A 14,836-nucleotide genomic window follows, 5' to 3' on the forward strand; every position below is an offset into this window, starting at 1 on the left:
CCGAGCGCGCCGCCCCGCCCCGGGGCGGCGTGCGTTTTAGAAGCGACAACCAGCAGGAACCATTTCAACGGTGTCTGACAGCTACCACCCAGGCGAACTGGAGCCCGAGATTCGCCGCTACTGGGAAGAACACGACGCTCACCAGGCCGAATCCGGCGAAGGCGAGCGTTTCTATTGCCTGAGCATGTTTCCGTATCCATCGGGCAAGTTGCACATGGGCCACATGCGCAACTACACCATCAGTGACGTCATTTCCCGCTATCACCGAATGCAGGGCCAGCGTGTACTCCAGCCCATGGGCTGGGATGCCTTCGGCCTGCCGGCCGAAAATGCGGCCATGGCCAACGGGGTGCCGCCGGCAAAGTGGACGCGCGACAACATCGAGCACATGCGCAGTCAGCTCAAGCAGCTCGGCTTCGCCATCGACTGGGAGCGTGAACTGGCCACCTGCGATCCCGAGTATTACCGCTGGAACCAGTGGTTCTTCCTGCGTCTGCTCAAGCGCGGCATTGCCTACAAGAAAACCGGCTCGGTCAACTGGGATCCGGTCGATCAGACCGTACTGGCCAACGAGCAGGTCATCGACGGGCGCGGTTGGCGCACCGGGGCCCCGGTGGAAAAGCGTGAAATTCCGATGTATTACCTGCGCATCACCGACTATGCCGACGAGCTGCTCGAAAGTCTGGATACGCTCGACGGCTGGCCGGAGCGGGTGCGCACGATGCAGGCCAACTGGATCGGCAAGAGCGAAGGCGCCGAGATCGAGTTCGCCTGCGAGGGCGAGACGATCAAGGTCTTCACCACCCGTCCCGACACCCTGATGGGCGCGACCTTCATGGCCGTCGCCGCCGAGCACCCGCTGGCCAGGCAGGCCGCCGAGGGCAACCCGGCGCTGACCGATTTCATCGCCGAATGCCAGAAAGGCGGCGTGTCGGAAGCCGATATCGCCGTACAGGAAAAGAAGGGCATGGACACCGGCCTGAAGGCCGTCCACCCGCTCACCGGCGACGAGTTGCCGGTGTGGGTGGCCAACTATGTGCTGATGACTTACGGCGAGGGCGCGATCATGGCCGTGCCCGGCCACGACGAGCGCGATTTCGAGTTCGCGCTCAAGTACGACCTGCCTATCCGCCAGGTCATCAGCCTGCCTGACGATCGCGAATACGACGATCGTAACTGGCACGACGACTACGCCGCCAAGCAGGGCCGCCTGGTCAATTCGGGGCCCTACGACGGCCTCGAATGGTCGAAGGGCTTCGAGGCGATCGTCGCCGACCTGGAAAAGAAGGGCCTCGGCCGCGCCCGCACGCAGTTTCGCCTGCGTGACTGGGGTATCTCGCGCCAGCGCTACTGGGGCTGCCCGATTCCGATCATCCATTGCCCCGACTGCGGTGACGTACCGGTGCCCGAAGCGGACCTGCCGGTCATCTTGCCCGAGGAACTCGTGCCCGACGGCTCGGGCAACCCGCTCAACCGCCACCCGGAATTTCTCGAAACCGCTTGCCCCGAATGCGGCACGGCGGCGAAGCGCGAGACCGACACCATGGACACCTTCGTCGATTCGTCCTGGTATTTCCTGCGCTACACCGGCCCGGACAACGACGACGCCATGGTCGACAAGCGCGCCGATCAGTGGATGCCGGTCGACCAGTACATCGGCGGCATCGAACACGCCATCCTCCACCTGCTCTACGCGCGCTTCTGGACCAAGCTGATGCGCGACGAGGGCCTGGTCCATGTCGACGAGCCTTTCAGGCGCCTGCTCACCCAGGGCATGGTGCTGGCCGAAACCTATTACCGCGAGGATGAAGCCGGTCGCAGGATCTGGTTCAATCCGTCCGACGTCGAGGTGCAGCGCGACGGCAAGGGCGAAATTCTCAGTGCCGTGCTCGAATCCGATGGGCGGCCGGTCGAGCCGGGCGGTATCGAGAAGATGGCCAAGTCAAAGAACAACGGCGTCGATCCTCAGGAACTGGTCGATACCTATGGCGCCGATACGGTGCGCCTGTTTTCGATGTTCGCCGCCCCGCCCGAGCAGTCGCTGGAGTGGTCGGAGGCGGGGGTTGAAGGCGCCTGGCGCTTTCTCAAGCGGCTGCACGCGGGCGTGAAGGCGCATGTCGCCGAAGGTACGTTGCCGGGCCGCAAGCCCGAAAAGCTCGACGGCGAGGCCCGCGAGTTGCGCACCCGGTTGCACGAGACCATCGCCAAGGTGGGCGACGACATGGGTCGGCGCCAGACCTTCAATACGGCGATTGCCGCGATCATGGAGTTCTGCAATGAACTGCAGCGCTTCGAGCCCGGGGACGAGCCCGGAAGGGAACTGGTTCAGGAGGCCTGGGAATCGGTGGTTCGCTTGATCGCGCCGGTCACGCCGCATATTGCCGAAGCGCTCTGGCGCGACCTGGGCCGCGAAGGTTCGGTGTTCCAGGCGGGCTGGCCGGCGGTCGACGAATCGGCCCTGACGCGTGCCGCCGTGACCGTGGTGGTGCAGGTCAACGGCAAGGTGCGCGGGCGCGTCCAGGTGGCGCCGGGCTCGGATAAGGAGGCGGTGCAGGCCGCGGCCATGGCCGACGACAATGTCGCTCGCCACGTACAGGACAAGACGATTAGAAAAGTCATCCTGGTCCCCGACAAGCTCCTCAATATCGTGGTCGGCTGATGCCTCGCGCCATCCTCGTCATTGTCGTCGCTGCGATGCTGACCGCCTGCGGTTTTCAGCTGCGGGGCGAGGCTCGCCTGCCGGCGTTCATGGATCGGACCTTCGTGGCGGTGGCCGACGACAGTACCGTGTTCATGCGGGAACTCGGGCTGCTGCTCGAGGCCAACGGCGTCGAGGTCACCGAAGAACCGGGGCCGGGCGCTGCCACGCTCCGCATCGATTCGCAGAACATCTGGCGCCAAGCGCTGTCGGTGACTGGCCAGGCGCGGGTGCGCGAGTACCTGATCGTGTTCGAAGTCACCTGGCGGCTGGAAGATACCCAGGGCGAGGTAGCGCTCGAGCGTTCCACGCTCCGGCTCACGCGCGATTACAGCTTCGACGAAGGCGAAATCCTGGCCGCCCAGCGCGAGGAAGAATTCCTGCGCGACGAGCTCGGCCGGGCGATGGCGACCCAGTTGGTCCGGCGCCTGGAGGCGCTCGCCGGGACCAGCGGATGAAACTGTTTCCCGAAAAGCTGCCACAGCGCCTCAAGCAAGGCCTGGACCCGGTCTACCTGATCGCCGGCCAGGAGCCCTTGCTGATCGAGGAGGCCTGCGACGCTCTCAGGGCCGGCGCACGGGAGGCCGGCGTGGGTGAACGCCTGGTGCTCGAGGCCGATGCACGCTTCGACTGGAGCCAGCTCGGCAGCGCCACCGAAACCGGATCTTTGTTCGCCACCCAGCGTCTGGTGGAAGTGCGCCTGCCCTCGGGCAAGCCCGGGCGTGAAGGTGGCGCGGCGTTGCGCGAGTTCGTGGAACAGGATGGCGACGACATCCTGCTGGTCAAGTGCGATGCCTGGGACATGGGCAGTGAGAAGACCGCTTGGGCCAAGGCCCTGGACGCGGCCGGCGTGTACGTGCCTTGCTGGAAGGTCAAGCCGCAGCGGTTGCCGCAGTGGATCGCCCAGCGTCTGTCCAGTCGGCGTATCCAGGCCGACCAGCCTGCATGCCGTTTCCTGGCCGAGCGGCTGGAAGGCAATCTGCTGGCCGCCGCGCAGGAGATCGAGCGCCTGGCCCTGCTTTATCCGGGCGGGCAGATCGGTCTCGAAGAGGTGCGAGCGGCGGTGGCCGACAGCGCACGCTTCGACAGTTTTCGCCTGATCGAACTGGTATTGGCCGGACAGGCCGGCCCGGCTGTGCGCTGCATCCGAGGGCTCAGAGAGGCCGATACGCCGATGCCGATGATCGTCGGGGCGCTGGCGCGCGAGCTCCAGACCATCGGCAATTTCCAGTTGCTCACGCGCACGCAATCGGCCGGGCAGGCTTTCAAGACCCTGGGGATCTGGAAGAGCCGGCAGCAACCGGTGGCCGACGCTGCCCGCCGCATTTCGCCCGAATTGGTGCGCCAGACCCTGGCCCGGCTCTCCGAACTCGATCTGCTGTCGAAGTCGACCGGTCGCGAAATGTTCTGGCTCAGGCTCGAGCGCCTGTGCGTGGCGCTCGCCACCAATCGCCCGGAGTACAGCGCGGCATGAATCACGCCACGGTCATCTTCGGCGGCACTTTCGACCCGGTGCATTACGGCCATCTGCGCGCGGCCGCCGAGGTTTGCGAGAAGCTGGCCGTCGACGATTTCCGCCTGTTGCCAGCAGGCATCCCGCCGCATCGTGACTATACCGGGGCGGAGGCCTATCATCGCCTGGCCATGCTCGAACTGGCACTGGCGCCCTATCCCGACCTGACTGTCGACGAACGCGAGGTGCGTCGCGATGGCCCCTCCTACATGGTCGAGACTCTGGCTTCCATTCGCGACGAGGTCGGGCCGCGCCCGATCATTCTCTGCCTGGGGCAGGATGCCGCCAACCAGCTCAGCGGCTGGCATCGCTGGCGCGAACTGCTCGAACTGGCCCACCTGCTGGTCATGAAGCGTCCCCGCAGCCGGCCGAAGTACACGGGCGAAGTGGAAAAGGTGCTGCGCGAACGTCGCATACGCCGTCCCGCCCAGTTGATGGAAGTCGAGTCCGGCCGGGTCTGCTACCTGGGTGTGACCCAGCTGGCCATTTCCTCGACCGACATTCGCCGGCAAGTGGCCGAAGGCCGGGACCCGCGTTTTCTGCTGCCGTCGACCGTGCTGGCCTATATCCGTAAACACGGCCTTTATCAATGACCGCATCACGCTTGCTGAAAGCGTGGCGCAACGGGCGTAAAATACGCAGCGTGTTCAATCATGGGTAATTCGTTGAGCGAAAAGGAATTGACCGGCCCGCAGGATTTGCGGGATCTCGCCGTCGCCGTTCTGGAAGATGCCAAGGCCCAGGACATCCAGGTTATCGATCTGTCCGAGCGCAGCAGCTTCGCCGACTACATGGTCATCGCCTCGGGGACTTCTTCCCGCCAGGTCAAGGCCGCGGCCGACCGGCTGGTACAGCGCGTCAAGTCGCTCGGCATTCAGCCGCTGGGTGTGGAAGGAGCCGACGACGCGGACTGGGTGCTGGTCGACCTGGCCGACGTCATCGTTCATGTCATGCAGCCCCAGACGCGCGCTTTCTACAACCTCGAGAAACTCTGGGCGGCACCACCGGCAACACGCGCCCAGGCCTGAACCATGGACCTGGTGGTCGCCGGTGTGGGCACCCGCATGCCCGCCTGGGTGGCCGACGGTTGGCGGGAATACGCCCGGCGAATGCCGCCCCATCTGCCGCTGCAACTGGTCGAGGTGCCGGTGGCCGGCAAGGCCGGTGCAGGCCGCGAGTCTTCCCTGGAAGCCGAACGCCTGTTCGGCAAGTTGCCCGAGCGTGTCCGCGTGGTGGTCCTGGAGATCACGGCGCGACCCTGGTCGACTGAAAAGCTGGCCTCCCGGCTGGAACAATGGCAGCTCGACGGCGATCCGGTCTGGTTCCTGATCGGCGGCGCCGACGGGCTCCATTCATCGGCGCTCGAACGTGCCGACGAACGCTGGTCACTGGGCCCCGCGACGCTGCCCCACATGCTGGTGCGCGTGTTGGTGGCCGAGCAGCTATACCGCGCTTCGACGATCCTGAGCGGGCATCCTTACCATCGAGCCTGAACGGGGGCCCTTCACTGGCTGGTTATGGTGGCTCCGACGTCGGCCCGGCCCGGGATGCTTTGCTTCAGTTCGACGCGGTGGCGAGGCCTTCAGCAAAGCATCCCGGGCCGGGCCGACAGCGAATGGCTGCACACCGGCCGGGGTGTCGACGTCGCCTTGTTTGGGGAGGCTTCGCTGAGGGCCTCGCCACTGCGTCGAACTGAAGCGAAGCCTCCCCAAACAAGGCGACTGGGGCCCGAAACTTCGCCGTTTTCTCAGGCCCTACTTGGCCCCCTCTATCGCACAATCTCGCGAACCGAAAAACGAAACAACCAATGAACGAAAGAACGAATATACGAACCCGCCTCATTCTGGCTTCCGCCTCGCCCCGCCGCCGCGAACTCCTGTCGCTGTTCGAGATCGACTTCGACGTTCAGCCCGCGGATATTGACGAGACAGTGCGTGAGGGGGAGCCGCCGGAGAATTATGTGCGGCGCATGTCGCGCGAGAAGGCGATGGCGATCCACGGGCAAGTCGACGATTGCTTCGTGCTCGGCTCGGACACTGCCGTTGTCCTCGATGACGAATGCCTGGGAAAGCCGGGCGATGACGAACAGGCACGCGAAATGCTCGAGCGCCTGTCCGGCCGTGAACATCGCGTGCTTTCGGCGGTCGCCCTGGCCGCGACGGATGGCGGGATTGATGAACGCTTGAGCGTCACACGGGTCGAATTCGCCCAGCTGCCCGCCGCCTGGATCGATCGCTACGTCGCTTCCGGCGAGCCGCACGACAAGGCCGGCGCCTACGGCATCCAGGGGGCGGCCGGCATCTGGGTACGATCGCTTTCGGGCAGCTACACCGGCGTGGTCGGGTTGCCACTGTTCGAAACCGGCGAACTGTTGCGCGAAGCCCGGCTTGCCGACTGACGCGGCGCCGTGTCTGGAGGCTTCCCGGATGGCGCTGGTGCTATTCTTGCCCAATACCAAATAGCTTGAGCGGACTTCTCGGCCGTGAGTGATGAAATACTGATCAACGTCTCGCCGACGGAGCGGCGCGTGGCCGTCGTCGAAAGCGGCCTGTTGCAGGAGCTCTACCTGGAGCGCAGCGGCGATACCAGCTACGTGGGCAACATCTACATGGGCCGGATCGAGCGGGTGCTGCCGGGCATGCAGGCGGCCTTTGTCAATATCGGCCTGGAGCGCACGGCCTTCCTGCATGCGACCGACATCGTGCCGCGCCAGCCCGAACTGGACGAAGAGGGCGAAGCTCGACCTATTCCTCTGATTACCGAACTGGTCAGCCAGGGACAGAAGCTGCTGGTCCAGGTAATCAAGGATCCGCTCGGCACCAAGGGTGCGCGTCTGACCACCCAACTAAGCATTCCGTCGCGCTACCTGGTGTTGCTGCCGGGCGTGACCAGCCTGGGCGTGTCGGTTCGAATCGAGGCCGAAATCGAGCGTGAGCGGCTGCGCGGCCTGCTGCGCGAATTGACCGGCGAGGAGCCCGAGCACGGTTTCATCATTCGCACCAATGCCGAGGGCATCGAGAGCGACGCCCTGGCCCGGGATCTGAAATACGTGCGGCGACTGTGGCCGAGAATCGAGGCCGACGCCGACCAGGCAGTCGCCGGGCAGCTGGTCTACGAGGACCTGTCCTTGCCGTACCGCTCACTCAGGGATCTCATGCACGCCGGCATCGAGAAGGTGCGCATCGACGAACGCGAAACCTTTCAGCGGGCGGTGCGTTTCGCCGGCGAATTCTTTCCCGAATGGGCCGATCGCATCGAGTTCTATGACGGTGAAGGGCCGTTGTTCGATCTCTATGGTGTGGAGACCGAGATCGAGCGCGCGCTCGATCGCAGCACGCCGTTGAAATCCGGCGGGCACCTGACCATCGACCAGACCGAGGCGATGACCACCGTCGACGTCAACACCGGCTCCTACCTGGGCTATCGCAACCTCGAGGAAACCATCTACAAGACCAATCTAGAGGCGGCCCAGGCGATTGCGCGCCAGCTTCGGCTGCGCAACCTCGGCGGCATCATCATCATCGATTTCATCGACATGAGCGAGGACGATCACAAGCGCCAGGTACTGCGGACGCTGCAACGGGCGTTGTCACGCGATCATGCGCGCACGACCGTGTCGGAAATCTCGCCGCTGGGTCTGGTGGAGATGACGCGCAAGCGCACCACCGAAAGCCTCGAGCATCGCCTGTGCGAATCCTGTCCGTCCTGCGACGGCAGCGGCCGGGTCAAGAGTGTTGACACTGTCTGCTCGGAAATCTTCCGCGAGATCATGCGGGCCGTGCGCCAGTTCGAGACCGGGCAAATGCGGGTGATGGCCTGCCCGGCTGTGGTCGATCGCATGCTCGAGGAACACCACCGCTCGATTGCCGAGCTGACCGAGCAACTGGGAACCAGCATCCAGTTCCAGCCGGAAGAGCAGTACGACCAGGAACAGTTCGACGTGGTCTTGCTTTGAGCGAACGCAGCGCCCACAACCCGGCATCGAAGACGCGAACGGCCCTGAAACGGGTGCGGCAATGGCTGGCCGCGATCGCGGCGGTGCTCATCATCGCCACGGCGGTGATCGTCGGCATCGGGCGATTGCTCATCCCCTACGCCGACGAGCTTCGGCCGTGGCTGGAGACGCAGCTGTCCGAGCGGCTCGACCAGCCGGTGACGATCGAGCGTGTAGAGGCGCGCTGGCCGCGCCTGACACCGCAGATCACGCTCAACGGTCTCGAGGCCGGTCCCGGCGACGCGCCGCTGCTCGAGGTTGCCCGGGCCCGGCTGGAACTGCATCTGCCGGACCTGGTGCGACCGGATCGCAATCCCTTTCGCCTTGTACTGCTCGGCCTCGACCTGGTGCTGGCCGAGGACGAGACCGGTCGCTGGGGCCTGCGCCTGGAAGACGGCGGCGAACTCGGCGCAGCGTCCGGCGGTGATGAGGCGCTCGCCGGTGACCTGATCTTGCGGGATGTGAGCGTTCGGGTACGCCCGCATGACGGTCCGCGGCTCGATCTGGTCATCAGCGAAGGCGATATTCGGCGCCGCGGCGACCGCACGACGCTGGTGGCGCGGGCACACCCGGCCGCCGCCCCGGAGGCGGAACTGTCGTTGACACTGCTGGGCCGCCATGTCGACGGCCGTCTGCGCTCCCTGTCGGGCCGCGTGGACATGAGGCGACTGCGCTTGACCGCGCCCGGGCTCGACCGTCTTCTTCCCGATTTCCTGCGTCTGCCGCCGGACCGTCTCGATGCCGGCCTGGTATTCGGCTGGCACGAGGCGCGCGGCGGCTCGGCGGACCTGGATTTCGAACTGACGGGCAGCGACGGATTCAATGCCAGCGCGCAACTGCGCCTGGAGCGCACGGACCGCCGAATCGACGCCGAACTGGTCCGCCTGGCGAGCGGCGGGCGGACGCTTGTGGAGGATGTCGTGCTGGCCAACGAAGACAATCGATGGGCAGCGTCCGTTTCCAGTCTGGCGCTTGCCGACCTTCACGAGCTGGCGGGGCGCTGGCTGGGCGGCTGGCGGCACTGGCCGGAGTCGATGTCGGGTCAGATCAGTGGTCTCGAGTTGCTGTACCGGCATCCGGGGTCTTTTCACCGGCTCGAGGGTGCGGTCGACGACCTGACGGTCGATCTGCCGGGGGATCGGCTTGGCCTGGCCGATCTGGATCTCGACCTGGGCGTGGCCGGCGATCGTGCCGCCTTGTCGCTGTCGGGCAGCCCCGTGATCGACTGGCCGGACAGGATGCGCCGCACGATTCCCATCGATACGATTTCCGGCCGGATCATCGTTTCGCCGGACGCGGTGCAACTCGACGATATCGTGGGTGAGCGGCCCGAGGCCGAGGGCCGGGCCAACGGTTGGGTGTGGCTCGGCGGCGAGCGGCCCTTCCTCGACTTCACTGTCATTTCCGACCGGGTCGGCGCCGTCGATCCACGTCCATGGTTGCCGGCCGGAAAGATTCCGCCCAAGGCGCTCGCCTGGCTGGATCATGCTCTGCTGGGTGTTTCCGGGGCCAGCGGTGGACTCAACTACCATTTCCGCGCCGGTCGCAAGTTTCCTACCTGGGATGCGGGCGATTTTCAGGCCTGGATCGATTTCCGCGGGGCCGAACTGGATTTCTGGGAGGACTGGCCGCTGGCCCGGGATCTCGGTGGCCGGGTCGATTTCGTTGGCCGCAGCATGGTCGCCCGTGTCGATGCCGGGCGATTCGGAGACGTGCCGGTCTCTGCCGAGCGGGTCGTCATCGATGATTTGACCGAGCCTGAGATCGATATTTCATTGGCCGCGGACCGGGTCGCGGCGGGGCCACTGCGGGATCTGGTCGCGTCCTTTCCGATCGAAGGCTGGTCGCGCTTCGTCGACCCCATCGCCGCTTCGGGCACGCTGTCGGTGCAAACGGATCTTTTCCTGCCGGTGCGTCGCATGTCCGAGTGGCAATTGGACGGCCGCGTGGCCCTGGCGGGAACGACGCTGGCCTTGCCGGATGTCAACCTGCGTTGCCCCGAATTGCGTGGCAGTGTTTCCTTCGACCGCAGTGGCATCGAGCCGGCGCAACTGCAGATGGCCGGAGCGGAGGACGGCAGCCTGGAAATCGAGGCCGGGTTTTCATCGCCGGTGCGTCTGGGCGTGAGCGGTAACCTGCCACTTTCGCGCATGCTTCCCGATCGTCCGCCTTTCTCCGCGTTGGCCGATCGAATCGCTGGTGCCAGCCAGTGGCAGTTGCGCCTCGGCGCCCAGCCGGCGGGCGGCTGGCAGCTGGAAGCCGAGTCCGATCTGCGCGGACTCTCGCTGGATTTTCCGCATCCTTTGAGCAAGTCGGCCGACGAATCGATGGCTCTGGATTTGCGTGTGCTTGGGCAGGATGGTGGGCTGACGGTCAGTGGCCGCCTGGGCGATTGGCTCGACCTCAGGGCCGAGGACATGGGCGGTCGCTGGCGCCTGGCGGCCGGTCTGGATCAGGCAGCACCGGAACTGCCTTCGGCGGGGGGATTTGAAGTATCCGGAAGCATTGGTCGGCTGGATTTGAAGGACTGGAGTGACTGGTTGTCGAGTCTTTCGATGTCGCCAACCGGCTCGGATGCGACAGGATCGGGGGTTATCCGGCTTCAACTCGGGCGTCTCGATTATGGTGATTTGAGCTTGCGTGAAGTTGCGCTCGATGCACAGCGCGGCAAGGCGGAGTGGCAGCTGGGATTGTCGGGCGAGTCCATCGAGGGCGTGATCAGCGTTCCGCTGCCGATCGATTCCGGGCGGGTCGTGGCGATCGATCTCCAGCGCCTGGATCTGGCCCGCAGCCTGGCCGAACGCCCGGTCGACGATCTGGCGCAGGCGCCGGTGCCGGAGCAGACGCGAGTGCGTGTGCCGACTGATTTTCCGCCCATCCACCTGCTGGTCGAAAACCTGCATTTCGGGGATTTTCCGCTGGGGCGCGTGCGGATCGAAAGTCACACACGCCGGGACGGAATCGAGATCGAGCAGGTCGAGGTGGCCGGGCCGCAGCTGGAATTGAGCGGATACGGGCGCTGGATTCTCGAGGACGACGGCCCGGTGACCGAGTTCCAGGGACGCATGATCAGCACCGACCTGCCGGCCCTGCTCGAGAGCTTCGGTCAGGAATCGCAGTTCATGGTCGACCGTGCGCAGGTGGACATCGAGGGGCGCTGGTCGGGCGCGCCGGTTGATTTTGCCCTGGCCCGGCTCAGCGGCAACCTGCACCTGGTCATGAGCGACGGCCGCATCCCGGAAGCGCAGCCCGGTGCCGGCCGGCTGGTCGGCCTGATCAGTTTCAGCGCCATGCCGCGGCGCCTGATGCTCGACTTTCGTGATGTGTTCGGCGAGGGGCTGAAATTCGATCGGATCGAGGGTTCTTTCGAAATCGACGACGGCCTGGCCAGGACCGAAGGGCTCCGTCTCGAGTCGCCGGCCGCTGATATCACCGTCAGTGGCGAGACCGATCTGGGCGGGCAGACCTACGACCAGACGGTCCTGGTCGAGCCCGGGGTGAGCGGCACGTTGCCGGTACTCGGCGGCCTGGCGGGCGGTCCGGCCGGCGCTGCCGCGGGTCTGATCCTGCGCAGTCTGCTCGAGCGCCCGCTACAGGGCATCGGCGAAGCCCGGTACCGGGTCACGGGCCCCTGGGAAGATCCGAACGTCGAACTGATCGACGCCCGCGCCGCCGAACCGGATTACATCCGCGACGATAATGGGGACGAAAACGAGACTTCATCCCGGCCGCCCGATTGAAACCATCCACCCGCGACCGAATATCCTGTGCACTATGTATAAACAAGTACTCGACAGCCTCCTGGCCCCGGCCGGCGTAGGCGAACAGGAAATGGAGCTGGCGCTCGGTCGGCTGGTGTCTTCGCAGATCGACTTCGGCGAGCTTTATTTTCAACGCCGCGTCAGCGAAGGCTGGTCGCTCGAGGACGGCGCCGTCAAGAGCGGCAGCTTCGACTCCGATCAGGGCGTGGGCGTCCGTGCCGTGGCCGGTGCCGGCACGGGTTTCGCGTATGCCGATTCCATGGCGTTGCCGGCCCTGCTCGATGCCGCCGGCAGCGCGCGGGCCATCGCCCGTGCGGGTGGCAACGGTATGGCGCACGTCGGTCAGCCGCGGAACGCACCGGCGCGCTACGGCGCGCATGATCCCGTCGGTGGCGGCGAATCGTCGGATCGGGTCGAGCTGCTGCGCACCATAGACGCCTATGTGCGTTCGCTCGATGACCGCGTCAGCCAGGTCAGCGTCAATATCGCCGCCAGTCACGATTCGATCCTGGTGGCCGCCACCGACGGTTTGCTCGCCGGGGATGTCCGGCCGCTGGTGCGGCTGGATATCCGGGTACTGATGGAATCGGGCGATCGGCGCGAGCAGGGCATGTCCGGCGGTGGCGGTCGCTGGGGGATGGCATCGATCATGGAGCCGGAATTCTGGCAGGAACATGCCCGCGAGGCCGTGCGGATCGCCGCGGTCAACATGACGGCCGAAGCCGCACCCGCTGGTTACATGACCGTGGTGCTGGGTTCGGGTTGGCCCGGCGTGCTGCTGCACGAGGCCGTCGGCCACGGTCTCGAGGGAGACTTCAACCGCAAGGGCATTTCGGCCTTTGCCGATCGCATGGGCGAGATGGTGGCGACGCCCGAGTGTACGGTCGTCGACGACGGCACGCTTGAAGACCGGCGCGGCTCGCTGAGCATTGACGACGAGGGCACGCCGTCGGCTTGCAATACCCTCATCGAGAACGGACGCCTGGTGGGCTACATGCAGGACAAGCTCAACGCCCACCTGATGGGCGGCAAGCCCACCGGCAACGGGCGTCGCGAGTCTTTCGCCCACCTGCCCATGCCGCGCATGACCAACACTTACATGCTGCCGGGCAGTCACGACCCGGGCGAAATCCTGGCTTCGGTCGATGACGGCATCTACGCGGTCGGTTTCAACGGCGGGCAGGTGGACATTACCTCCGGCAAGTTCGTGTTTGCCGCCTCCGAGGCCTATCGCGTCAAGAACGGCAAGGTCGGCGCACCGATCAAGGGTGCCACGCTGATCGGCAACGGCCCGGACGTACTCACGCGCGTGGGCATGGTCGGCAACGATCTCGAACTCGACTCCGGTGTGGGTGTGTGCGGCAAGGAAGGCCAGGGCGTACCCGTGGGGGTGGGTCAGCCGACGCTGAGAATCGACGGGCTCACGGTCGGAGGTACGGGATGAGTCGCAGCCCGTTGATCGACAGCGACAATACCGCCCTGCTGCACGACCCCGAGCGTGAAACCGAACTGCTGGTCGGCATTGCCCAGCACGTGCTCGACCGGGCCCGTGCCGGTGGCGCCGACCAGGCCGAGGTTTCCCTCGGCTCGAGCCTGGGGCGGGAAGCGAGCGTACGCCTGGGCGAAATCGAGACCCTCGAGGAGGCGCGTGACCGCAGCGTGGATGTCACCGTCTACACCAACCAGTGCATGGGAAGTGCCAGTACCGGCGATCTGCGCCCGGAAGCGATCGACGAGACGATCGAGCGCGCCCTGGCCATTGCCCGCAATACCCAGCCCGATCGCGCCGCTGGCCTGGCCGATGCCCGACTGATGGCGAGCGAGTTACCCGACCTGGATCTGTGGCATCCCGACGACATTGCGCTGGATGATCTGGTTACCCGCGCCCTGGCCATCGAGCAGGCCGGTCGGGATGCCGACGATCGCATCGCCAATTCCGAGGGGGCAAGCGTGACGAGCGAGGCCAATCTCGGGGTTTATGCCAACAGCCACGGCTTTATCGGGCGCATGCGTGGCACGGGCTATTCCCAGAGCTGCGTGCTGATTGCCCGGGATGAATCGGGCATGCAACGCGACTACGAATACGATACACAGCGACGCTGGGCCGACCTGGCTGCGCCGGAGCATACGGGTGTCGGTGCGGCACGTCGGGCCGTTCGTCGCCTGGATTCCAAGCGTATTCGCACCGGGCGCATGCCCGTGCTTTTCGCGCCGGAAGTTGCCCGCGGTCTGATCGGCCACCTGGTCGCGGCCGTCTCCGGCGGCAATCTGTATCGGCGCAGCAGCTATCTGCTCGATGCCGTCGGTGAGCGCGTGATGCCGGAGTGGGCCTCGTTGATCGAACGCCCGCATCTGCCGCGGGGGCCGCGTTCGTCAGCCTTCGACGCAGACGGGGTCGCCACGCGCGAGTCGCCGCTGGTCGAGTCGGGCGTACTCGCGCGCTACGTGCTCAGCAGCTATTCGGCGCGCCGTCTGGGGCTGGAGACCACCGCCAACGCCGGCGGCATTCACAACCTGGAATTCGTCGGCGCGACGCATTCCTTCGATGAACTGATCGCCGAAATGGGCGACGGGGTGGTGGTTACCGAGCTGATGGGTCAGGGGATCAACCTGGTCACCGGTGACTACTCGCGGGGCGCGGCGGGTTTCCGGGTCGAAGGCGGCAAGGTCGGCGCAGCGGTCGAGGAAATCACCATCGCCGGCAACCTGCGCGACATGCTCGCAGGGCTGCGTGCGGCGGGTACGGACGTGGATCCGCGCCACAACATCCGCACCGGCTCCCTGCTGGTTGACGAGATGACTATCGCCGGCCAAGATGCCGGCTAAAGTCGGTGGTCGGTGGTCGGTTGTCAGTAGTCAGTAGTCAGTAG

The 14,836-nt window shown here is 65.7% G+C and carries 11 protein-coding genes; all 11 read left to right on the forward strand.

What is annotated here, in order from left to right; genetic code table 11:
• The first annotated feature begins 70 nt into the window (after nt 1-70).
• The 11 genes from leuS (at nt 71) to pmbA (ending at nt 14,792) form a co-directional block, all read left to right on the forward strand.
• Nucleotides 71-2,659, forward strand: a complete 2,589-nt coding sequence (gene leuS / locus DZK26_RS01575) for a leucine--tRNA ligase (protein ID WP_116897159.1) — start codon at nt 71-73, stop codon at nt 2,657-2,659.
• Complete coding sequence (gene lptE, locus DZK26_RS01580) at nt 2,659-3,156, forward strand: LPS assembly lipoprotein LptE (protein ID WP_116897160.1); 498 nt, start codon at nt 2,659-2,661, stop codon at nt 3,154-3,156. Before leuS ends, lptE begins: the two co-directional genes overlap by 1 nt.
• Entirely contained in the window at nt 3,153-4,172 is a 1,020-nt protein-coding gene (holA, locus tag DZK26_RS01585) for a DNA polymerase III subunit delta (protein WP_116897161.1), read from the forward strand. Before lptE ends, holA begins: the two co-directional genes overlap by 4 nt.
• Nucleotides 4,169-4,804 (forward strand): nicotinate-nucleotide adenylyltransferase, encoded by a 636-nt coding sequence (gene nadD / locus DZK26_RS01590; RefSeq protein WP_116897162.1) that lies wholly within the window; start codon nt 4,169-4,171, stop codon nt 4,802-4,804. Before holA ends, nadD begins: the two co-directional genes overlap by 4 nt.
• Nucleotides 4,805-4,864: 60 nt before the next feature.
• On the forward strand, nt 4,865-5,239 hold the full coding sequence (rsfS, locus tag DZK26_RS01595; RefSeq protein WP_116897163.1) for a ribosome silencing factor: 375 nt from the start codon (nt 4,865-4,867) through the stop codon (nt 5,237-5,239).
• 3 nt (nt 5,240-5,242) lie between these two features.
• Nucleotides 5,243-5,704, forward strand: coding sequence for a 23S rRNA (pseudouridine(1915)-N(3))-methyltransferase RlmH (rlmH, locus tag DZK26_RS01600; protein ID WP_116897164.1), 462 nt, complete (start codon nt 5,243-5,245; stop codon nt 5,702-5,704).
• A gap of 314 nt (nt 5,705-6,018) precedes the next feature.
• A complete protein-coding gene (locus tag DZK26_RS01605) occupies nt 6,019-6,609 on the forward strand; it encodes a nucleoside triphosphate pyrophosphatase (protein ID WP_116897165.1) in 591 nt (196 codons plus the stop codon).
• A gap of 84 nt (nt 6,610-6,693) precedes the next feature.
• Nucleotides 6,694-8,166: a ribonuclease G gene (gene rng / locus DZK26_RS01610; RefSeq protein WP_116897166.1), complete on the forward strand. Its 1,473-nt coding sequence runs from the start codon at nt 6,694-6,696 to the stop codon at nt 8,164-8,166.
• Nucleotides 8,163-11,945 (forward strand): YhdP family protein, encoded by a 3,783-nt coding sequence (locus DZK26_RS01615; RefSeq protein ID WP_116897167.1) that lies wholly within the window; start codon nt 8,163-8,165, stop codon nt 11,943-11,945. Before rng ends, DZK26_RS01615 begins: the two co-directional genes overlap by 4 nt.
• Nucleotides 11,946-11,979: 34 nt before the next feature.
• Nucleotides 11,980-13,410: a metalloprotease TldD gene (gene tldD / locus DZK26_RS01620; RefSeq protein ID WP_116897168.1), complete on the forward strand. Its 1,431-nt coding sequence runs from the start codon at nt 11,980-11,982 to the stop codon at nt 13,408-13,410.
• Complete coding sequence (gene pmbA / locus DZK26_RS01625) at nt 13,407-14,792, forward strand: metalloprotease PmbA (protein WP_116897169.1); 1,386 nt, start codon at nt 13,407-13,409, stop codon at nt 14,790-14,792. The genes tldD and pmbA overlap by 4 nt, the downstream gene beginning before the upstream one ends.
• Nucleotides 14,793-14,836: the final 44 nt, after the last annotated feature.

The sequence above is a fragment of the Wenzhouxiangella sp. 15190 genome (assembly GCF_003417465.1).
Taxonomy (GTDB): Bacteria; Pseudomonadota; Gammaproteobacteria; order Xanthomonadales; family Wenzhouxiangellaceae; genus Wenzhouxiangella.

Coding starts and splice junctions, on each gene's coding strand:
- DZK26_RS01605 (WP_116897165.1), top strand. CDS start 6,019: ATGAACGAAAGAACGAATATACGAACCCGCCTCATTCTGGCTTCCGCC.
- lptE (WP_116897160.1), top strand. CDS start 2,659: ATGCCTCGCGCCATCCTCGTCATTGTCGTCGCTGCGATGCTGACCGCC.
- nadD (WP_116897162.1), top strand. CDS start 4,169: ATGAATCACGCCACGGTCATCTTCGGCGGCACTTTCGACCCGGTGCAT.
- rsfS (WP_116897163.1), top strand. CDS start 4,865: ATGGGTAATTCGTTGAGCGAAAAGGAATTGACCGGCCCGCAGGATTTG.
- tldD (WP_116897168.1), top strand. CDS start 11,980: ATGTATAAACAAGTACTCGACAGCCTCCTGGCCCCGGCCGGCGTAGGC.
- pmbA (WP_116897169.1), top strand. CDS start 13,407: ATGAGTCGCAGCCCGTTGATCGACAGCGACAATACCGCCCTGCTGCAC.
- holA (WP_116897161.1), top strand. CDS start 3,153: ATGAAACTGTTTCCCGAAAAGCTGCCACAGCGCCTCAAGCAAGGCCTG.
- rlmH (WP_116897164.1), top strand. CDS start 5,243: ATGGACCTGGTGGTCGCCGGTGTGGGCACCCGCATGCCCGCCTGGGTG.